The sequence below is a fragment of the Enorma shizhengliae genome, from assembly GCF_009676995.1.
In the GTDB taxonomy this organism is placed as follows: domain Bacteria; phylum Actinomycetota; class Coriobacteriia; order Coriobacteriales; family Coriobacteriaceae; genus Enorma; species Enorma massiliensis.
On record NZ_VTFZ01000001.1, the window covers coordinates 231063 to 252377 of the forward strand.

At 63.0% G+C, this 21315-nt stretch carries 17 protein-coding genes and 1 tRNA gene; 12 read left to right on the forward strand and 6 right to left on the reverse strand.

The genetic code is table 11. The annotated features are described in order from the left end of the window. The first annotated feature begins 4 nt into the window (after positions 1–4). The 3 genes from GJE22_RS00905 to GJE22_RS00915 all read left to right on the forward strand — a co-directional run bounded on the left by GJE22_RS00905 (position 5) and on the right by GJE22_RS00915 (position 4372). On the forward strand, positions 5–514 hold the full coding sequence (locus tag GJE22_RS00905) for a MarR family winged helix-turn-helix transcriptional regulator (protein WP_144687380.1): 510 nt from the start codon (positions 5–7) through the stop codon (positions 512–514). A 103-nt stretch (positions 515–617) separates the two neighbouring features. Beyond that, complete coding sequence (locus GJE22_RS00910; RefSeq protein ID WP_144687378.1) at positions 618–2510, forward strand: ABC transporter ATP-binding protein; 1893 nt, start codon at positions 618–620, stop codon at positions 2508–2510. Positions 2511–2512: 2 nt separating this feature from the next. Further along, on the forward strand, positions 2513–4372 hold the full coding sequence (locus GJE22_RS00915; protein WP_144687376.1) for an ABC transporter ATP-binding protein: 1860 nt from the start codon (positions 2513–2515) through the stop codon (positions 4370–4372). A 257-nt stretch (positions 4373–4629) separates the two neighbouring features. Here GJE22_RS00915 and GJE22_RS00920 read toward each other — a convergent pair whose 3' ends face one another. The 3 genes from GJE22_RS00920 to GJE22_RS00930 form a co-directional block, all read right to left on the reverse strand. Next, a complete protein-coding gene (locus GJE22_RS00920; RefSeq protein ID WP_144687374.1) occupies positions 4630–5526 on the reverse strand; it encodes an alpha/beta hydrolase in 897 nt (298 codons plus the stop codon). Between the two features lie 29 nt (positions 5527–5555). Beyond that, entirely contained in the window at positions 5556–6392 is an 837-nt protein-coding gene (locus GJE22_RS00925) for an alpha/beta hydrolase (RefSeq protein WP_144687372.1), read from the reverse strand. Between the two features lie 219 nt (positions 6393–6611). Further along, a complete protein-coding gene (locus GJE22_RS00930) occupies positions 6612–7823 on the reverse strand; it encodes a hypothetical protein (RefSeq protein ID WP_144687370.1) in 1212 nt (403 codons plus the stop codon). Positions 7824–8186: 363 nt separating this feature from the next. On the opposite strand from GJE22_RS00930, the gene clpB reads away from it, so the two are divergent. Both clpB and GJE22_RS09945 read left to right on the forward strand, forming a co-directional pair. Continuing rightward, positions 8187–10811, forward strand: a complete 2625-nt coding sequence (clpB, locus tag GJE22_RS00935) for an ATP-dependent chaperone ClpB (protein WP_144687368.1) — start codon at positions 8187–8189, stop codon at positions 10809–10811. Positions 10812–11292: 481 nt separating this feature from the next. Next, positions 11293–12363 carry a hypothetical protein gene (locus GJE22_RS09945; protein ID WP_218957858.1) on the forward strand — a complete coding sequence of 357 codons (1071 nt, stop codon included), beginning with the start codon at positions 11293–11295 and terminating at the stop codon, positions 12361–12363. A 575-nt stretch (positions 12364–12938) separates the two neighbouring features. Here GJE22_RS09945 and GJE22_RS00945 read toward each other — a convergent pair. Next, a complete protein-coding gene (locus GJE22_RS00945; RefSeq protein WP_144687366.1) occupies positions 12939–13424 on the reverse strand; it encodes an S-ribosylhomocysteine lyase in 486 nt (161 codons plus the stop codon). A gap of 128 nt (positions 13425–13552) precedes the next feature. On the opposite strand from GJE22_RS00945, the gene GJE22_RS00950 reads away from it, so the two are divergent. Continuing rightward, on the forward strand, positions 13553–14203 hold the full coding sequence (locus GJE22_RS00950) for an HAD family hydrolase (RefSeq protein WP_144687364.1): 651 nt from the start codon (positions 13553–13555) through the stop codon (positions 14201–14203). Between the two features lie 102 nt (positions 14204–14305). Here GJE22_RS00950 and GJE22_RS00955 read toward each other — a convergent pair whose 3' ends face one another. Beyond that, positions 14306–14695 carry a hypothetical protein gene (locus tag GJE22_RS00955; protein ID WP_144687362.1) on the reverse strand — a complete coding sequence of 130 codons (390 nt, stop codon included), beginning with the start codon at positions 14693–14695 and terminating at the stop codon, positions 14306–14308. A 309-nt stretch (positions 14696–15004) separates the two neighbouring features. Between GJE22_RS00955 and GJE22_RS00960 the strand changes: the two genes are divergently transcribed. The 5 genes from GJE22_RS00960 to GJE22_RS00980 all read left to right on the forward strand — a co-directional run bounded on the left by GJE22_RS00960 (position 15005) and on the right by GJE22_RS00980 (position 20219). Then, the gene (locus GJE22_RS00960) at positions 15005–15214 is read left to right on the forward strand and encodes a hypothetical protein (RefSeq protein WP_144687360.1); all 210 of its coding nucleotides are present in this window, start codon (positions 15005–15007) and stop codon (positions 15212–15214) included. A gap of 108 nt (positions 15215–15322) precedes the next feature. Further along, complete coding sequence (locus tag GJE22_RS00965) at positions 15323–17377, forward strand: oxidoreductase (protein ID WP_144687358.1); 2055 nt, start codon at positions 15323–15325, stop codon at positions 17375–17377. Positions 17378–17880: 503 nt separating this feature from the next. After that, entirely contained in the window at positions 17881–19167 is a 1287-nt protein-coding gene (locus tag GJE22_RS00970; protein WP_144687356.1) for an aconitase X, read from the forward strand. Next, entirely contained in the window at positions 19167–19610 is a 444-nt protein-coding gene (locus tag GJE22_RS00975) for an aconitase X swivel domain-containing protein (protein ID WP_087186903.1), read from the forward strand. The genes GJE22_RS00970 and GJE22_RS00975 overlap by 1 nt, the downstream gene beginning before the upstream one ends. 69 nt (positions 19611–19679) lie before the next feature. Continuing rightward, positions 19680–20219, forward strand: coding sequence for a hypothetical protein (locus tag GJE22_RS00980; protein ID WP_144687354.1), 540 nt, complete (start codon positions 19680–19682; stop codon positions 20217–20219). Positions 20220–20288: 69 nt separating this feature from the next. Here GJE22_RS00980 and GJE22_RS00985 read toward each other — a convergent pair whose 3' ends face one another. After that, the gene (locus tag GJE22_RS00985) at positions 20289–20921 is read right to left on the reverse strand and encodes a TetR/AcrR family transcriptional regulator (protein ID WP_144687351.1); all 633 of its coding nucleotides are present in this window, start codon (positions 20919–20921) and stop codon (positions 20289–20291) included. 161 nt (positions 20922–21082) lie between these two features. Here GJE22_RS00985 and GJE22_RS00990 point away from each other — a divergent pair. Continuing rightward, a tRNA-Arg gene (locus tag GJE22_RS00990) sits at positions 21083–21158 on the forward strand. Positions 21159–21315 lie beyond the last annotated feature (157 nt).

Here is a 21315-nt window from a genome sequence, read left to right on the forward strand (position 1 = left end):
TGCCATGGGAGATAGCCAGCATGTTAGCGAGCAGAGCCTTGCCGCGAGCTTGTCCGGCGTGGAGACGACTCCGCTTGCGCTCGACCTGCTCTACAACGAAGTCGACAAGCTCTACCATGCATATGCGCGCGGTTGCGGGCTCTCGGATTGCGCCTATTGGATGCTCTACGATATCGAGCGCGCTGGCGGCGAGCTGCCGCTTGCCCGGCTCACAGAGTCGTGGTCGTATAGCAAGCAGACCATCAATTCGGCCCTTAAGGTGCTGCAGGAGCGCGGCCTCATAGCGCTGACGTTCATGGAAGGCAGCCGCAAGAGTAAGCTGGCGGCCTTCACCGAAGAGGGGCGCGCGTTTTCTGCCGAGCGCATCGTTCCCGCCATTCGCGCGGAGGAGCGTGCGTTCTCGTCGCTGACCGAGCAGGAGCGTTCCTTGCTGGTGCAGTTGGTGCGTCGCTATATCGATGCGCTTGAGCAGCAGATCTTGGCGTGCACGCCAGAAGCCTGCGTTCCCACCTAGCGCCATGCACTCCTGGGGCGTGCAGGCGCCACGATGCGGATGCATTTCAAGCGTCCGTTCCTTCTTTGACCTTATGCTATTCCAAGGAAAAGGAGCCTTGCGTATGCGCACGTTGCTGCGTTTCCTCAAACCATATCGTCTGCAAGTAGCGGGGGTGCTTGGAGCGCTCGGCCTTAACCTGCTGGGCGTGCTGCTGGTGCCCACGATCCTTGCCAACATGATCAACATCGGCGTCTCCTCGAGAGATTTCGATTACCTGGTTCAGCAAGGGCTTGTCATGCTCGTTGCGGCGCTCATCTCGGGCGGCGGAGCATTTGCAAACAACTACCTCTGCGCCGATCTTGCCACCAAGGTTGGCCGCGACATTCGCACTGCGGTCTATGACGCGTCGCTCGCGTTCTCGGGTGGCGACTTCGAGCAGTTTGGCACGGGCTCGATGATCACGCGCACGCTTGGCGACGTGAACGTCATTCAAACCGCGCTCAGCATGAGCATTCAGATGATCCTTCCCGTACCGTTTGCAGCGGTAATCGGCGTGGTGCTGGCATGCAGCATCGACATGCAGATGGGCCTGCTGCTTGCCGGGTTCATCGCGGTGGTCGCGGTGATCGCTGTCGTGAGCGTGAAAAAGGCCGCCCGCATCTTCCAGCGCCTCCAGCGCTTCATCGACCGCATGAACGTGCGCCTGCGCGAAAGCATTACGGGCGTGCGCGTGATTCGCGCCTTTGGCAGGGAGGCGGCTGAGCGGGAAAGCCTCGACGATGCCTTCGGTACCTATGCGAGCAGTGCCATCAAGGTCAACTGGATCTTTGCCACGCTCGATTGCTCAGCGTTCTTCGTGATGAATCTGGCCGAGGTCTCGATTTTGTGGCTCGGCGGCAATCGCGTGGGCGCGCATGCTATGCAGATTGCTTCGATTTCTGCGTGCATCGAGTATGCGATGCTCATCCTGTTCTTCATCATGATGGCGCAGATTTGCATGCTCACCCTGCCGCGCGCTCTCGTGTGCCTGGAGCGTTGCCGCGAGGTCATCGAATGCGAACCGTCCATCAAGGACGCCGCGCCGCTGGAGGCCGCCGCGCATGACGGGGCTGGCGTGCCGGAGTGCTTCCTCGCTTCGTTCGAGGCACACGAGGCGGGCGCAGGAGCCGAGGCCTTGCCAAGCGGCCATGCCCGCACCGACAGGCCGGACGTGGTGGCGCATTTCGGCAACGTGTCGTTCCGCTTTGCCGATGCGAGCGAAGATACGCTGCATCACCTCAACTTCTACCTGAGGCGCGGCACGACGACGGCGATCATCGGACAGACGGGCTCGGGCAAGTCGACCATCGCCAAGCTCATGCTGCGCTTCCATGACGTGACGGATGGCGAGCTGACCGTGTGCGGCAGCGACGTGCGCACCATCACCCAACAGGAGCTCCGCGACCACATCTCGTATGTGCCGCAGAAAGCTTGGCTCTTCAGCGGAACCATCGCGGACAACCTGCGCGACGGCAAGGCGGATGCTTCGGATGAAGAGCTGTGGCATGCGCTCGACGTGGCGCAGTCCGGCTTCGTGCGCGAGCTGCCCGACGGCCTCCAGAGCCGCGTGGCCCAGGGAGGAACCAATTTCTCGGGCGGTCAGCGCCAGCGCCTCTCCATCGCGCGTGCGCTCGTGCGCCCGGCCGACCTCTACATCTTCGACGATTCGTTCAGCGCGCTGGACTTCAAGACAGACGCGGCGCTGCGTCACGCGCTCCAGACGGAGGTTGCCGACGCCGCGGTGCTCATTATCGCGCAGCGCATCAACACGATTCTTACCGCCGACCAGATCATCGTGCTCAAAGACGGCTGCATCCAGGGCTTGGGCACGCACGAGGAGCTTATGCGCAGCTGTACGGCCTATCAGGAGATTGCGCGCTCGCAGCTGCGCGAGGAGGAGCTCGCAGAGCTGACGGGAGAGGACCGCGAGCAGGTGCCCGCCGCAGATGGTGCAGCGATGAAGGGAGGTGAGTAGCCATGGCAGGGGAGAAGAACCTGACCAACAGCCAGGCGGCGCAGGGGAACGCGCCCGAGCCCACACGAGATGAGGAGCAAGAGCTTGAGGTGCCGCGCGATGCCTTTGCCGTGGTGCGTCGGCTTTGGAAGACGTCGCGCCGCGAGCACTGGCGCTTTGCCGTGGTGCTCGTCTGCGTTCTTTGCTACACCGTGGCGCAGATCGCCGCCCCCGCATACAGCGCGCATGTCATCGACCTGCTTTGGACCGAGATCCAGGCCAGCTTCGCCGAGGGCCGCGGCTTCACGATCGGCTGGGACACCGGCGGCCGCGAGATCCTTGTTTACCTGGGTATCTGGACGGCAGCCTGGGGGTTCTACACCATTCAGAGCTTCACCATGGCGAGCTTTGCGGAGCGCCTTAACCTCACGCTGCGCCAAGAGCTCGCGCAGAAGCTCAACGTGCTGCCTCTCAAGTTCTACGACGCCAACAAGCCCGGCGACATCATGAGCCGCGCGACGAACGACCTTGACAAGGTTTCCGAGGTCATGCAGCGCGGTTTGCTCTCGATGATGGTCTCGGTTGGCTCGGTTATCGGCGCGATCATCATGATGCTGCGCTACAACTGGGTGCTCACGGCGATCTTTGCAGCGTTTGCAGCCGCCTCCATCCTCATGACGCGCGCCATATCCAAGCGCACGCTGGTGCTTGCTTCCGAGCAGCAGCGCGCGGTTGGCCTGCTTACCGGCCACGTTGAAGAGGCGTATTCCGGGCGCATCGTCATCAAGGCGTTCAATCGCGAGCAGGCCAGCTCGGCGCGCATCCACGAGGCGGCGCAGGAGCTCGCCAACGCCATGCGCAAGACGGATTTCATGACCAACGTGGTGGCGCCCATGGTGCGGTTCTTGGTGCGGCTCTCGCAGGTCATCCTAGCGCTCGTTGGCTGCGGCTTCCTCATGCGCGGCCAGCTCACCATCGGTCGCTTGCAGGCGTTCTTCCAGTACGTCAACACGGCGGCCGAGCCGCTCACCCAGTTCTCGCTCACGATGAACCAGCTGCAGAGCGCGCTGGCGGCGGTGGAGCGCGTCTACGATATTCTCGATGAGGAGGAGATTGAGCCCGACCCGAAGGTGCCCGCCGCCGTTCCGCAGCCCGTGCGCGGCCGTATCGCCTTCGAGCACGTTCGCTTTGGCTATAACCCGGAGCAGCCGCTCATGCACGACGTAAGCTTCGTAGCGGAGCCGGGCCAGAAGGTGGCCATCGTGGGTGCCACCGGCGCTGGAAAGACGACACTCATCAACCTGCTTATGCGCTTCTACGAGATCGACGGCGGCCGCATCACGCTCGATGGGGTGGACACGCATGCCATGACGCGCGCCGACCTGCGCCGAAACTTCGGCATGGTGCTGCAGGATGCGTGGCTGCGCGAGGGCACGATTGCCGAGAACATCGCGTATGGCTGCCCCGGCGCCTCGCGCGAAGAGATTATCCAGGCGGCAAAGACCGCGCAGGTTGACTTCTTTGTGCGCACGATGCCGCATGGCTACGACACGCGGCTCGCCAACGATGCCGAGAGTATCAGCCAGGGCCAGCGCCAGCTGCTCACGATTGCGCGCGTGCTGCTTGCCAATCCGGCGATTCTCATCTTGGACGAGGCGACCTCGAGCGTGGACACCCGCACGGAAAAAGCCATCGTGCAGGCCATGGAGGCGCTCACGCAGGGGCGCACGAGCTTCGTGATCGCGCACCGGCTTTCCACCATCGTGGACTCGGACCTCATCCTGGTGATGGATCACGGAACCATCATCGAGCAGGGCACGCATGAAGAGCTGCTCGCCGCCGGCGGCGCGTATGCGGAGCTCTACAACGCCCAGTTCGCGTAGGTTTTTCGACCCGGCCGGCCTTCCAGAGCGCCCCACCTTGCCCTTCACTCGTCGGTCACCACCGCTAGGTGCGTTCTCCTCTTTCGGGCGAATCTGCGGCACCTGGGGAGGCCGTTGCCGTGGTGGACGGCGGGCCGTTACCGTGATAGGCGCCCTTCTTCGGGCGGTATTTACGCAGCTAGACAGCAGGTTTTCCCTGCAAGTGCGTAAAACCGCCCGAAGAAGGGCGCCCTCAGCGGGACGCTGCCGCCCCGCCGCTACAGATTGCCTGGATCTTCCCCGGTCATGGGGATGGGCTTGCCGGGCGCGCGCAGGCTCGTTAAGGCGGTGTAGTCGCCGCCGGCGGTGGTGGGGCGCATCTCGCCCGGGGCGAACCAATCGAGCGCGCAGTCGATCCATGCGTTCCAGAACGGCCACTCGTGCCCGCCGATGCCCGGCTCCCAGTACGTCACGTCGAAGCCGGTGTCGCGCAGAAGCTTGACCACCTCGCGGTTGTTCTCGCACAGGTTGTCATGCAGGCCGCACGCCACGTAGAAGTTGGGTTTGGGCAGCTCGGGCTCGCTTTCGAACCGCTCGGCCAGCGCCACATAATCCTTTTCCGTGCCAATGACCGTGTCAAGGTCGCCGAAGAACCGCTCGTAGTACTTGCGCTTGCGCGGCGAGTGCGAGTCGACGGCGTCGAGGATGCGGTCGCGCATGAAAGCGCCCGAAAGCATGATGATGCTGCCGAAGCGGTCGGGCCGAAGCATGCCGTTGATGAGCGCCGTATACGCGCCGATGGAGATGCCGGCCAGCGCCGTGTCCTCGCGCTTGGCGGAGAGGGGGAAGAGTTGCCGCGTAATGGTGATGAGCTCTTCGCTGATGAACTTGCCGTGCCATTCGTTGATTTCGGGCTTATTGAGGTAGAGGCCGTCTTCGCCGGAAGGCATGATGAGTGCCACATCGCGGGCTTCGGCCGTCTCGACCACATGCGTCTTGTCGATCCAGTCGACGTCTTGGCCGAAGAGCCCGTGAAGCAGGTAGACGGTGCGATACGGGCCGCGGCGCTTTTTGGCGCGCTTGTCGCCGTCCATCTTGTCGACGGGGATCACGGCGGTAAGCACAACGTTGCGCTTGAGGTACTCGGAGTAGAAATCGACGCGGAGCAGTGCCATCTCAATCTCCCTTCGTGCGGGCGTCGAGCCTAACGAGGCAGCCAGTCGAGCGCCTGGGGCAGCGCGGTGTTCCAGAAGGTCCAGTCGTGGCCACCGGGCATCTCGCGCTGCTCAACTTCGATGCCGGTGCCTCGCAGGCGCTCGGCGAGTGCGCGATTGGGTTCGGCGAGCGGGTCATTCGACCCCCACGCCATGAAGACGCGCGGCCTGGGGCGGTCGCAATAGACCACGTCGGCGGCCAGACGGCGTGGGTCTTTGTCGCTATCGATGACCTGGGTTAGGTCGCCAAAGGTGGATTCCAGGAAGTTGCGGCTCAGGAAGAAGACGTCGTCGTTAATGAGGCGGTCGAAGTCCCCCAAGATCATGGCAGAGGAAAGAGCGATGATGCCGCCGAAGTTCTCGGCATACTTGAAGCCGTTCCGGAGCGCGCCGTACGCCCCCATGGAGATGCCGCCGATGAACGTGTCCTCGCGGCGCCGCGAGATGGGGAACATGCGGCGGGCGGCTTCGACGAGCTCGAGCCCCACATAGCGACCGTAGTAGTTATGGGTTTCGGGATGGTCGAGGTAGAACGCGTTGTAGCCGGACGGCATGATGACCGCGAGGCCGCGTTCCTCGGCGAATGTGCGGATGCGCGTTTCGGACATGAAGTCCGTATGGTTGCCGGAGATGCCGTGAAGCAGAAAGAGCGCTTTGAACGGCGGCTTCTCTGCGGGCATGGGCGTGCGGTCCCACGATGCGGGGTCTTGACGGCGCATATAGTCGAACCCCATGGCGTCGCTGGGGCAATCGGTGGGGAGAATCACGTCAAGCGTGGTGGTGCGCATGAGCGAGGTGGAGTAGAAATCTACGCTAAGGCGAGCCATGCAGCCTCCTCTTACGTGCTGGCTGCCCCGGTTTGCGGGGCGTGCTGACAACAAACTCGATATCGTCAGTATACTGCGCCCAGCCGCTTGCTTTTCGCGGATGGGCCATTTGGGCGAACGTTCCGGCCAGCGGCTGGGTGCCTTCGGCCGTTGCGGGGCCGGGGCTCTTGGCGGGTGCGGCGTCCAGTGCCCTTGGCCGGCGCGCTTTGCCCGGTTCGCTCAGCCTCGCATGATTTCCACGGTTTTGTCGACGCTTTCGATGAGCAGGTCTGCTGGCGACAGGTCCTTTCTCATAACGGACGTGTCGATAAAGGGACGGCGCATGCAGAAGTCGATGGCCTGCCGGGCATGGGGCGAATCGAGAACCCTGGCGTATCCGCTGCTCACGAGGCAGTCAGCGACATCGCCGGCAAGGTCGTGGCGGCCCATGGCGAGAAGCGTCGCCAGAAGGCGCGTTACCTCGTCGGGCGAAAGGCGGCTTGGAAGCGCGATGGCTCCACGGCTGAGGCACTCCGCCCAGCGAATGTTGGCATCTCCTTGGGCGAGCACGTGAGCGCCTTCGGGCGTGAGCCGGGTTCCAAGGTCTACCAGCATTGCGCGCCCCAACATGACGGCGATCATCATGACGCACGCCACAGCCGAGCCCGCTGTTCCAGGTTCGAGGAGTGCGAGCGCCGGTCCGAACAGGCACCAGAGGCAGGTGAACACCGTGACGGGCCAGCTAAAGACGATGCGGTAGAGCGCCCCTGGCCGCTGCGTGAGCCCAAGCGCGACGAGGTCGTCTGCCATCAGAACGAGAAATGATCCAAGGGGTCGGTAGGCGTCGGCGGCGCGGCTATAGAGCTCCTCAAGGTTCGCGCGAGAGGCCTGGGGAGGCATGACGAGCCTGAGCGCGTCAGCGTCGTATTGCTGCTCGCTACCGGAGCGCGCCCGCGCGCGGTTGTCGGAGGCGCTCGCGCTGCGCGCCTCCTGGCTTGGGCGCGTGAGCCAAAGGTGGGCGCCGAAGGCGTGAACGCGCTCGTCGCGCACGGCTTTTCGGCGTCGGCGGCGCCTGTGATTTTCGGTGACGACGGGTCCCTCTTCGCCGTCTTCCAACAAGGTCGATTCCGCATCCGCCGCTCCACGGGGTGCCTTGTCCTCGAATCTGAGCACCCCGCGCCCAATCATGGCCACGACGGCACCGAGCGCCGTTTCGTAGGCGTTGCTCTCATTGCCCCTGCTTGTCTCGTCGTGGCATCGCAGCGCGCCAAGGAGTACGGGGTGCAGGTTGGGGGCGGTGGGCGTCGCATCGATGTCGGCTGGAAGCGGGACGGCGCGTGCTCGGGCGCGCCGGTCGGAAATGATGCAGAGGAGCAGGTAGACCACGGGAACGCCCCACGCGATGGCAAGGTCGATAAACATGGCGGCAAGTTGATCGATTGAAGGGATCATGGGCTGGGCTTTCTGCTTAACTTTTCAGATATGCCCCAGTGTAGGCCACGCTTCGCAGCAAGCTGGGCCTTTGGCGAAGCCCTTACCAAGCGCTTACGGCGTGCGGCGGAGGAGCGTTATATGCGCGCGCCAATAACAGAAAATCTTATATATAGAGACTTAGATTTATGAATAGAGAAGCTTATGAGCGGAAACAATAGCCACGATAGAACAGACGCCGCTCCGTAGGGCGGCATGGTTCGCCGGCCAACAACAGGGCCGGGGCGACGACGGGGCTGGATGGCTTGCCAGCCCGCTCCGAAGCCGACGCAGTCCCGGTCCCGTGCCAAACCTGGCGAACCGCACGCAAGAGAGGTGATTCGCATGAGAATCGACAAGCTGGCAATGACATCGAGGGAGGCGCTGCAGGCGGCCATCGGCATCGCGGGCGATGCCGAGGCTGGCGCCGTCGAGCCCATTCACCTGCTTTCGGCGCTGCTCACGAGCGGCGAGCGCAACATCTCGGTCATCATCGAGCGCATCGGTGCCGATCCGGCGCAGCTCAGCCGCGCGACGCAGGAAGCCATCGACCGCGCCCCCAAGGTAACGGGCGATGGTACCCAGGTCGGGCTTTCGCGCGACCTGGTGCGCGTGCTCGAGCGCGCTGAGAAGCACGCGGGCAAGATGGGCGATAGCTTCGTGGTAACCGAGCACCTGCTCATGGCCCTTGCCGAGGACAAGGGTGATGCGGGCCGCGTGCTCAACGACTCCGGCGTGACGCGTGAGCGCATCGAGGAGGTCTATCAAGAGCTTCGAGGCGAGGACCGCGTTACCTCTGCTGAAGATAAGACGCAGTTCGAGGCGCTTGAGCAATATGGCCGCAACGTGTGCGACCTGGCGCGCGCCGGCAAGCTGGACCCGGTCATCGGCCGCAGCGAAGAAATCCGCCGCACCATCCAGGTGCTCAGCCGCCGCACCAAGAACAATCCCGTGCTCATCGGCGAGCCTGGCGTGGGCAAGACCGCCATCGTGGAGGGCATCGCTCAGCGCATCGTGGCCGGCGACGTGCCGAGCACCCTGCGCGACAAGGACCTCATCGAGCTCGACATGAGCGCGCTCGTGGCTGGTGCCAAGTATCGCGGCGAGTTCGAAGACCGCTTGAAGGCCGTGCTCAAGGAAGTCGAAAAATCCGAGGGCCGCGTGATCCTCTTCATCGACGAACTCCACACCATCGTGGGCGCGGGTGCCACCGAGGGCTCCATGGACGCGGGCAACATCCTGAAGCCCGCGCTCGCCCGCGGCGACCTGCATGCCATCGGCGCGACGACGCTCGATGAGTATCGCAAGTACATCGAGAAGGACGCGGCGCTCGCCCGCCGCTTCCAGACCGTGTTCGTGGGCGAGCCGAGCGTGGAGGACACCATTTCCATCCTGCGCGGGCTCAAGGAGAAGTACGAGATCTTCCACGGCGTGCATATCGCGGACAACGCGCTTGTGGCGGCGGCGGACCTCTCGGACCGCTACATCGCCGACCGCTTCCTGCCCGACAAGGCTATCGACCTGGTAGACGAGGCGGCGAGCCGCCTTCGCATGGAGCTCGACTCCATGCCCGCCGAAATCGACGCGACGGAGCGCCAGCTCACCCAGATGCAGATCGAGGAGCAGGCACTCATGAAAGAGGCCGACGATGCCTCGAAGGAGCGCCTGCAGTCGCTTCGCCAGGAGATGGCCGAGGTGCAGGAAAAGCTCAACGTGCAGAAAGCGGGCTGGCTCAACCAAAAGAACGCCATCGACCGCGTCCAGGAGCTCAAGGGCAAGCTGGACGAGGCTCGCGGCGAGGAAGAGCGCGCTACGCGCGATGGCGACTTGGCGCGCGCGAGCGAGCTGCGCTACGCGGTGATTCCGGGCTTGGAGCACGACATGCAGGCTGCCGAAGCCGAGCTCGATGAGCAGAAGGAGCGCGGGGGTGGCCTTAACGAGCAGGTGACTTCCGACGAGATCGCCGAGGTGGTGAGCGCATGGACCGGCGTACCCGTGTCGAAGATGATGCAGGGCGAGCTCGAGAAGCTCTCCCATCTCGAGGAAGAGCTGCATAAGCGCGTGATTGGGCAGGATGAAGCCGTGCGGGCCGTGTCTGCCGCTGTGCGCCGCAGCCGTGCGGGCCTGTCCGACCCCGACCAACCCATCGGCAGCTTCTTCTTCCTCGGACCCACCGGCGTGGGCAAGACCGAGCTCGCCAAGGCGCTTGCCGAGTGCCTGTTCGACGACGAACGCGCGCTTGTGCGCATCGACATGTCCGAGTACATGGAGAAGTTCTCGGTCCAGCGCCTCATCGGCGCTCCTCCGGGATACGTGGGCTACGACGAGGGCGGCCAGCTGACCGAGGCCGTGCGCCGTCGCCCGTACAGCGTGATCCTGCTGGACGAGATGGAGAAGGCGCACCCCGACGTGTTCAACGTGCTTCTGCAGGTGCTCGATGACGGCCGCCTAACCGATGGCCAGGGGCGCCAGGTGAGCTTTAAGAACACGATCATCATCATGACGTCCAACGTGGGCTCGCAGGCGATTGCGGAGCATGCGGGCACCGATGACGAGGCGCTCAAGCGCGAGGTTGATGAGGCTATGCGCGCCACGTTCCGGCCGGAGTTCCTCAACCGTATCGATGACATTGTGGTTTTCCATCCGCTGGGAATGGAGCAGATCGAGCAGATTGTCGACATCCAGCTGGCTCATGTGCGCGAACGCTTGGCGAAGCAGCGTATGACCCTTGCGGTTACGCCGGCAGCGAAGCAGATGCTCGCGATGGGTGGCCTCGACCCGGTGTACGGCGCTCGCCCGCTCAAGCGCCTCATCCAAAACGAGGTGGTCGACTGTATCGCGCGTGCAATCATCGACGGCACGGTGCACGAGGGCGACCAGGTGACCATCGACGTGGACGCGGACAATTCGTTCTACGTGGTTGCCGGCGAAGCTGGTCCTGCGGCAACCTATGAGGTGCCGGCGGAGTAAAGCTAGCGCTGGCGCATGCTGGGCTGTGCGGGGCGGTGAGCGCGGTGCGACTGGGCATCGCGCGCCGCCCCCGCCGTCGCCGGCCTGGCCTCGTCTTTGTCCAAAGCGCGCCGCTTGTGCCACTGAGTGAATAAAACAGTGCTTGTTGTATCCGTGTCGCGTTGCATTGCGCGGCACGGATACTTTTCTGGCTAAAAATGTCGATTTATGGCGATGGCTCGGTGCCCTCGTGACGGTTTCGACGCCGCCTGCATTGGGGGCGCGTGCGAAGCGCTAGAAAAACCTGCGGATATGTTGGTTTACACGGATCAGCGCAGATTGTTTGTTGGCATTTGAGGAAGAGGTGCGAGCGGTGAGAGCAGAAAATCGACATTTTTAGCCAGAAACGTGCGTCGCAGATAGCGAGGACCATGCGCGGGGGTTTGTCGTGGAGTGCATGATTCGTGCGGGAGCCCGACCGCGTTTGTGATAGCGTTGTTGCATGGAGTGCATCGTTGTTTCACATACTTCTGCCATCCGCGGTGCGAGAGCTGAGCGCTGCTCATATGCTGCGGTTACCTGGCGTCCCTTAGATAAAAGGGAGCAGCGCCGGGTCCTTGCCTCTTGCGCTCCAAACAAGACTGCCATCGATTTTGAAGAGCTGGCCCGTAAGGGTTTCTGGCAGGGGGCCGAGAGCGAAGAGCTTCATATTTTGATGAGCGATCCATCTCATGTAAGCAGGAAGAGCGGGTTGCGCTGCCACGTGATTTCGAGGCCCTTGCCTGCGGGTGCCATCATGCGTGTCGGCGCTGGCCTCTATTGTTGTTCTCCCGCGTTCGCCACGCTTCTGTATTCTGAGGGGCGGTCGCTGCCTGAGGTCTACGCGCTTGTTATGGAGCTGCTGGGAATCTATTCGCTGCCTGCCGAAGCTACGCTGCCCATTGCATGGGGTGGCGTGTGGCCAGATTTTACCGATCGGTATAACGTGGAGCAGGAACATTGTCGCTGCGAACCGGCCGTGACCATGCGCGAGCTGCGTGCCGTCGCTGCATGGGCAACCGGCAGGCGATACGCCACGTTTCGTCGGGCTGTTGAATATGCGCTCTCGGGTTCGGCCTCTCCTATGGAGACCGTTATGGCTGGCATGTTCTCTATTCCCATGCGTTGGGGCGGCTTCAATTTGCGGGCGCTTCCTCAGGGAGGAATACTTCTCAACCATCGAATCGACTTCTCTCCCCGGGCGGTTCGGATGGCATCGGGGATTCCGTACGCCGTGTGCGACTTGTACATCCCCGCCGCCGGGTCCGACCTTGAGTACAACGGCGGCTACCACGAGCAGGAATCGGTGCGCGTACGAGATGGCCAACGCAATAACGGCCTCAAGGGAATGGGGGTCAAGGTCCTCGTGATTAATCGCGACCAGATGATAGATATCGTTGCGCTTGAAGCTATTGCACAGTCGATCTATGACGACGCCAACCAACGTTTTCGCTATCAAGTGGCGGGGTATCGCGCGCGACAACTGGCACTGCTCAACGGGTTGCGCGCCGGTATCGGCTTGCCGCCTGTGTGACGCGCTGGAATTCCGGTGCGTTGTGCCCGGGGCTCCACTTGCATGCTTCCTGTCCCTGTCTGAACCGACGAGTATCGGTTTGTATCTTGCGGTGCTCGATTTTGGCTAAAAATGTCGATTTCTGGCGATGGAAGATGGAAACTTGGACAGGACGGGAGTGACTCTCTCGCCATCCGCGTGATGATGGGACAGCTAACGGGCAGAATGCGAGCTTCCGACCCGACAAGAGGGGGCTAATGAGGTCGCGGCGTTCTCTCGGTGCGGGTGCGGATTGCCATAAATCGACATTTTTAGCCAGAAACGGCGGGCTGGGAGCAAAACGGGTTACGCGCGGAGGCAAGAAGCGAGGCGGCACGGGCGTGCGGTCGCCGGTGGGGGCGGGGCGGCGTCCGCGCGGCAGCGAGGGACAATGCGCTCGAACGCGCGGCGATGTCAGAGCGAAACGGCGTGTTCACGGCAGCGAGGGCAACAACGGGCAAGCGCGCGGAACGCCACGTCTAGCACGCGTGACGAGCAACGCGCGCAGGCGTCGAGGGGTAATCGGTTGTGTAGCCAGAAACGGTGTCGAAGCGGCTTTATGCCCCGTATGCTAAGTGGGCGTCGTCGATATCCTCGAGCGTTTCGCGCAAGAACCGGCGTGCCCACCATTGCGCCGCGGGGAGGTTTTGGTCCAGATAGTTGCCGCAGGCTTCGGGCGCAGCTCCGGGAATCTCTCCCTCAAAGCCAGCGACGAAATCAAAAAGATCGCGAATGAGCGGCAGGATTTCGCGCGACGTGACCTCGCCGAAAACAACAAGGTAAAAGCCGGTGCGGCATCCCATGGGGCCAAAGTACACCACGCGCGAACTCCACGCGGCGTCATTGCGCAGTAACGTCGCTCCGAGATGTTCGATAGTGTGCACCTCGGCGGTATTCATGACCGGCTCGCGGTTCGGCGCGGTCAGGCGAATGTCGAACGTGGTCACTGCGGCGCCGGTCGCGGGATCGCGGTCGACGCGCGATACGTAGATTCCCGGCTCGAGCGTAAGGTGGTCAACGGTGAAGCTGGCAATAGTCTCCATGGTGCTCCCTGCGATTCTTGAGGGTCGGCGTCATCTCCTGTGGCCTGTATTGTAGCGTTGCCACACCTCAGGCTGCGCCTGATAGAATAACCGGAGCCCAAACAGCGCAATCTCAGGAAGGGAACGGCATGCTCTCACCGCAAGCAGTGGTTTTCGATATGGATGGCACCCTCGTGGACACGGAGCGGGTGAGTCAGGCATCGTGGCGAAGGGCCGCGGCGGATATGGGCATCGTTCTGCCCGATAGCATGCTCAATGATTTCGTCGGCTGCAGCATTCCCAATGCTCGCACCATGGTGATTGAGCTGGTTGGCGATGTGCAGCTTGTTGATCGGCTGTTCTCGCACCAGGCAGAGCTGTTTCTCACCATGCGCGACGAAGATCTTGAGATGCGCCCGGGGGCATTCGAGGCAGTGCGGGCGCTCCACGATGCCGGCCTTCCCGTGGCGCTTGCGACTTCGACGGAGCGGGAGCACGCGATGCCGCTCATGGAGCGCTTCGGATTGGCGCAGTTCTTCTCGACGACGGTTTGCGGAGACGAGATTGAGCGCTCGAAGCCCGAGCCGGACATCTACCTCGAGGCGGCGCGCCGCTTGGGCACGAGGCCGGAAGCATGCGCGGCGGTGGAGGACTCCGTGAATGGCGCGCGGGCGGCTCTCGCGGCCGGTATGGTGACGTTCATGGTGCCCGAATGGGCCGAACCGACTCCCGAGGTGCGTACAGCGTGCGTGGGCATCTTGCAGAGCCTGCACGAGCTACCGGCGCTGCTTATCGGGTAGCCTCGTTCGGGGCAAGAACCTAGGGGAGTTGCCGCAAGAAAAGGAATAGCGCGCAGATCGATGGCGTAGGGGAATCCAGGGCGTGGCAGGCGGTCGTGGCTGCTAAAGGCGCGCAGCAACGACGTGTCCCGCAAAGAATATGATGCCCGCAATAAAAAGGCCAAGGCGCGCGCGGCGCGATTCGCTCGCGTTGAGGTGCGCAAAGCGCATCATACTCACGGCACAGAGAACAAAGCAGGCAAGGGCCGCCCAACCGCACGCGTACGCTCCAGCATGCGCGCCCGATGCATAGAGCGTGGCGCTCACCCCGTGTACCGCGGCTGCGGCAACGAGGCCGACTCCCCAAGCGGCGTGTCGCCGGGTGCGCGCCCTTCCTGTACCGCTGCCTTGCGTGCGGTTGAGCCGTACGCAGATGAAGCGAACAGTAAGCGCGCCTAGGCAAACCAGCCCCACAAGGGCGGAGATAATCTCGATGAGGAGTATCGGGGTCATGGTAGGTCCTTCCGTTGGTCGAACAACAAAAGATAGCCATAGCTAACTAATTACTGGAACGAGAGGTCGCTGCTGAAAAGAACCCCTACAGGCGTTCGTTGCCGACCTTTGCGGCGCATGGTTCCGTATGCGCGGGGGCCGGCGGGGTAATGGCTGGCGCGGCGGGTGCGGCCGGCGGAGATGCGATCTCTCCTCGTGGATGCAGGAGCGGTGTTCCCCGAGGCGCTGAGCCAAGGTGCAGATGTGGGCCCGCTTTCGTGAATGCAGGGGGTATGCTTACGGTATGGAACGCGGCGGAAAGGATCTGGTATGGCGGAAGCCCTGGACAAGCTGGCGTCGGTTGACGGCGGAAAGCAGGCGGCGCCGGCTGGCGGCAGAAAGCAGGAAGCTCTCCGCAAGGCGGAGGCCCCGAGCGACCCGTTTATCCGAGCAGAGAATGAGGACGACGACGGCTACGATCCGTATTCCGACCGTCTGCCCGAGCCCGAGCCGCTGTTTGAGCGAGATCCGTGGGGCTAACGCCAGCTGCGCGTTAATGCGCCCCGCCAGCCGACGAACACCGCCCGTTCCCATGAACGCGAAGTAGAATCATGCGCAAGGGTCTGTTGGGAACGAAAGGGGATGTATATGGACGAACGGCTTCAACCGCTCTTCACGCCGTGGAAGATAGGAAACGTCGAGCTCAAAAACCGTATCGTGCTCACATCGATGGGCGGCACGGACCTCTTCGGCTGGATGGAGAAGAACCATTTCGATGAGGCGGGCGCCCGCTTTATTCTTGAGGTTGCCAAGAACAACGTCGGCCTCGTGTTGCCGGGCTGCCAGCCGGTGTATAACCCCATGTTCGGCCAGTGGCTCTACAAGAACAAGAAGATGTACCGCGATCTTGCGGCGTGGATGCCCAAGCTGCACGCCACAGGCGCCAAGCTCTTCGTCCAGCTTACCGCGGGTTTTGGCAGGTCGTTCACCGTGAGCAAGCTCATGGAGGACCTCTACACCAACCCGGTGCTGCGGCGCGTGTCAAAACCGTTCATGGACCTTGACCGCATTTGCGCGACGGCAAGCCCCACGCCAAACCGATGGTCGGACAAGGTTCCCTCGCGCGAGATGACCGTCGAGGAGATTCACGAGATGGTCGACGCGTTTCGCCGCTGCGCGGTGCTGTTGCAGGAGGCGGGCGTCGACGGCGTCGAGATCCATGCGGTGCACGAGGGGTATCTGCTCGATCAGTTCACGCTGCCCTACGTCAATCGTCGCAACGACGAATACGGCGGTTCGTTCGAAAACCGGTATCGCTTCGCCGTCGAGATCGTTCAAGCCATCAAGCAGGCCTGCGGCAAGGACTTCCCGGTATCGCTGCGCTACAGCGTCGTCTCCAAGACGAAAGGCTTCCGCGAGGGTGCTCTGCCGGGGGAGGAATACACCGAGGTCGGGCGCGATATGGCGGAATCCGAGCGGGCGGCAAAGTATCTGCAAGACGCCGGCTACGATATGCTCAACTGCGACAACGGGACCTACGACGCATGGTACTGGGCCCATCCGCCCATCTACATGCCCGAGAACTGCAATCTTGAGGATGTCGAGCACATCAAGCAGTTCGTGGACATCCCCGTGGTCGCGGCGGGGCGCTTGGACCCGCGTGTAGCGGCCGATGCCATCGCAGCGGGCAAGCTCGACGGCGCGGGTTTCGCGCGGCAGTTTCTGGCCGACCAGGCGTGGGTCACGAAGCTCGTCGAGGGCCGTCCGGAAGATATCCGCCCCTGCATCCTTTGCCACAACGGATGCTTCAACATGTGTCACTACAAGGGAGTGCCGAACGACCAGGAGCTTACGGACAGCTTGGGGCTTTCGCGGTGCGCGGTGAACGCCGAGACGATGCAGTGGAAGAAGCACCGCATCGTGAAGACGTCGGCTCCTAAGACCGTGCATATCGTAGGCGGCGGCATCGGCGGCATGGAAACCGCTCGCGTGCTCAAGCTCCGCGGCCATGAGCCGGTGATCCACGAGCGCTCTGGCGAGCTCGGGGGAACGTTCATCGCGGCGAGCGCGGAATCCTACAAGGGGAAGCTGCGCGACCTCTTGGCTTGGTATCGGCGCCAGATGGATGAGCTGGGCATCGAGGTGCGTTTGAACGACAAGGTGCGCGACGTTGCCGCGTTGGGCGCAGGGCCGGTTGTCGTCGCGACGGGCGCGCACCCGAAGGTCATGCGAAGCGTCCCGGGCCATGAGCTCATGGTCGAGGCTTGTGACTATCTGACCGGCACGCCGGTGGGCGACCGCGTCGTAGTGGTCGGGGGCGGTCTCACAGGGTGCGAGATTGCCTATGAGCTGGCGCTCCAGGGTAAGCATCCCGTTATCGTTGAGATGAAGGACGACCTTATCGCGCAGACGGGCGTGTGCTTGGCTAACAGTTCCTACCTGCGCGAATGGTTCGCTCTGCACGAAGTGCCCGTGCACTTGGAGGCAATGCTTGCCGAGGTGCGTTCCGATGCCGTGGCGTGCCGCGCGAAGGACGGCTCGACGTTCGAGATTCCGTGCGATAGCGTGATTAGTTCGGTTGGATACAGTCCCGCGCCGATTGCGCCGAAAGGCAAGAACGTCTATCTGGTGGGCGATTGCAAGGAAGTGGGCAACCTGCGCAACGTGATCTGGGGTGCCTATGAGACGGCGATGAAGATTTAGCGGCGGAACGATCTGGCTGCGGGGGCGCCGCCGGCGGGTCGGTGCCCGCGGTGCGGAGTCGGCGTTGTGGCGTGGTTGCGCCGCAGCGTTTCCGGGCGAGATCTGGACGGTGCTCGCGTTGTCGGGCACGATTCGGACAACGCGGGGATTATCGGGCGAGATCTGGACAGCGTCGCATTGCCGGGCGCATTTCGGACAGTACGGGGGACTTCGGGCGAGATTCGGACGCTCGGAGCCCTAAAAATGGCGAAATGCCGCCCGACAATGCCCTGCATGTCCAAAAGGTGCCCGACAACGCCTCGAGTGTCCGGATTCTGCCCGGCGACGCGAGCGCTGCCCGGGTCTCGCCCGACAACGCCTTGCATGTCCGGATCCCGCCCGCGAATGCGCAACCGCCATCGTGCACCGCCCGCGCCCTGCAGCGCCCCGCGCCCCGGCGCTCCGCAGTTTCACCCCGCTCCCAGATTCCTGCGCTAGGATAGTCGTAACACGAAAGGAAGCATATGGACCACACCATGCAGCTAACCGAGGAGCAGCAAGCCATCCTCGACGGTGCGCAGGGCGAGACTATGGCTCGCGTCATGGAAACGCTCGTGCGCTACGGAGAAATCTTCGGTGCCACCAAGATGGTGCCGGTTACCAGTCAGTACAACCATCTGGTCACATCGTTCGGGCTGAAGGCGCTCACGCCGGTCTACGACCTCATGAACCAACTCATCGAGACGGGCGCCACCTCCAAGCAGCGCTTCTCCGCCGACCCGCGCCCGCTCGACCCCAACGTGCCCAGCAATTTCATCCAGAACATCGTGTTCAAGAAGTTCATGTACTCCAAACAGGACTTTTACGAGGGACAGCTCCACAAGCTCGGCCTTATGGAGAAAGACGCCTTCACCTGCGCCTGCTATATGGATGAGGTGGGCAATACGCCAGCGGAGGGCGAGGTGCTCAGCTGGTCGGAGTCGAGTGCGGTGGTGTACGCCAACTCCGTTCTGGGCGCGCGCTGCAACCGCAATTCGGGCATCATCGACCTCATGGGCTCCGTGGTGGGCTACGTGCCGTATTTCGGCCTGCTTACGGACGAAGGCCGTAAGGCGGACTGGATCGTCGAGGTGCGCACCACCAAGCGCCCCGAGGCGCAGCTTCTGGGTTCGGCCATCGGTATGAAGGTGATGGAGGACGTGCCGTATATCGTGGGGCTCGACCGGTGGCTGGGCGAGCTCGATGAGGACGCGCGCACGTATCTGAAGGATTTCGGCGCGGCTACGGCATCAAACGGCGCGGTGGGCCTCTACCATGTGGAAGGAATCACGCCCGAGGCGGTGCGGCAGGGCCGCGGCCTCGTTAAACCGGGCGCCCGCACGTACGTGGTCGACGACGCCGAGCTCCAGCGCGTCTACGACAGCTATCCGGTGGTGTGGAAGAAGCGCGACGCTCGGCCCAAGCTGTGCTTCATGGGGTGCCCGCACATGAGCCTCAACCAGCTCGTCACGTGGACCGAGCGCATCGAGCAGGCGCTTGCGGAGCTGGGCCGCGACCGCGTGGTCATCCCAACGGTCTTCACGGCGGCACCCGCGGTGCTCAAGCGCTTCGGCGAGACGCCCTATGCCGCGCGCCTCAAGGCGACGGGCGTGATTACCTCTTATATCTGCCCGCTCATGTATATGAACAACCCGCTCTGCGCGAGCATGCCGGTTATCACATCGAGCAACAAGTTGCGCACGTATACCACCGCGCGCTACTACACCGATGACGAGATTCTCGAGCAGATTACCAAGGGAGGCGAGCGCTGATGAAGACGTTTACAGGGCGTGTGATTTCGCCCGGAGAGACCACGGCGGAGGCCGTGGTGACGCACGGCGGGCTCAACACGCTGGCGTCGTTCCAGAAGGCGCTGCAATTTGGCGATAAGAAGGCCACGTGCGGCGACCAGAACAATCCGGATCTTTACGGCAAGCAGATGGCGGGCCGCGCGCTCTGCCTGCCGCAGACCATCGGTTCCACCACGGGCGGCCTCGTGCTGTACTGCGCATGCGCCATGAAGCGCCAGCCTGCCTGCATGCTGTTCTCGGAGCCCATCGATTCGTTGGCGGCGGCGGGCGCCGTGCTCGCCGACGTATGGCTGGACGATGTATCGATGCCGGTCATAGATAGCCTGGGCGATGAGTTTTTGAGTTACGTGCAGGACGGCATGGCGGTGACCGTGCGCGAGGGCGGCGTAGTTGAGGTTGGCTAGGCCGAGCTTTACGGGACAGGGGATAGACCTCTGCCCCGTTTTGTTGCGCCGGCGCAAGGGGTGGTAGCGGTGGATCCGCGTTTGATAGTGCTCATGGTGATGGGCGTTGCACTGCTCGCGTGGGTTGCCTGCTGCGGCGTCATGGCTGTTCGGCGCCTGCGGAGCTCCGCGTCGCGCTCTGGTCTTGTGGCGCAGGCGACGTGCGATACGTGTGGGGCGCGGTTCGACGTGGATGCTGCCGAGCTTGCGCGAACCTTCGTCTCGAAGTCGCGAAGCGTTACCAAGACGAGGCGCCGTGGCGCAGTTCTTGTTGCTGAGCCAAGATATCAGCGTTTTTCCAAGAAGGTGTGGTGCCCGCATTGCGGCGCGCAAAGATGGGCGAACATAGAGAATGTCAACGAGCTCAATGAGCGGCTGCGTCCCGAGCTCATGCGCGTGGGCATACGATGCTTGCTGGTGATGGCAGTGGGCGGATTCATCATCTTGGGCGCGGCTTCGGTGGCAATGGGTTTTGCCGACCGTGCTGCCGAGGCGCGCGTTGAAGAGGCGCGCCAGCAGCAGAGGGATGCGCTCATGGAGCACTACGATAGCCTGCGGGACGCCGATTGACGTTGGCGCCACCCGCGCTGAGGTAGGGGCGGGCTGCCGGCCGCGATGGGGCTCGGCGGCAGCGGCATGCTAGTGCTCGGGCCGGCGGTCCTTGTACTTCTCGGTATAGCCCTCGATATGCAGCGTGCAGGCGATGATGTCTTTGATGACGGATTCCGGCACATCCTTATGCGAGCGAATGTAGAGGATGAGCCCGCTGATGAGCACGTAGAACGTTTCGTAGACGTTATCGATGAGGACCTCGTGGTACCGCGCGAAGTCAACGACGGTCGATTCGCAGATGTAGCGCGCGCAGCGTTCCGCCACGCGGTTCACGAACGTGGTATAGAGCACGGCGTCCCCGCCCTCGGTGATAGAGCCCGAGATACCGGGCATTTCGAGGACGAGCGTTTTGAGCAGATGGGAGATGCCGTCGAGGGCGCCTTCGATATCGCCGAAGGTGCGTCCTTCGTTCCAGCTGCGGAGGCGTGCGATGAAGGCGTCGATGGTGTAGTCGAGCGCGGACTCGAGGGCGACCTCTTTGCTGGGGAAGTAATGGTAGAAAAGCGAACGCGCGCAACCAACGCGGGAGGTGACGTTGGAGACCGAGAGCTTGCCGATGCCTTCGGCGGAGCAGACATCGATGACCGCCTGAAGAATCTCTTCGCGGCGCACCTCGTGCGAATGGCGTGCCTGGCGCGCGTGGCCGGGGCTCTCTGCCATGGGCTAACTCCTTCTTCGCTGAATTTGCTGCATCTTTGATTGTTGAGCAATATTGACAAAACGTCAATGCATAATCGGTGACAGTTGTCATGGGTGGCCGGGTTGGATGATCTGCGCGACGCGCCCATGCGCAGGCGGTTTCTGCTAGACTTTACCTACTTGCCTCCGTAGCTCAGGGGATAGAGCACCGCTCTCCTAAAGCGGGTGTCGACGGTTCGAATCCGCCCGGGGGCACCAGCGTATAAGGCGGCGTCGCAGGCGGCGCCGCTTCTGGTTTCGCGGGGCCGTACGGCGGATTCGGACCGCCGGCACCCGCCCGCCATCTTCCCCGCGGGTGTCGTTTTCGAATCCGCCCGGGGGCAGGCGTATCCGGCGGCGTCGCAGGCGGCGCCGC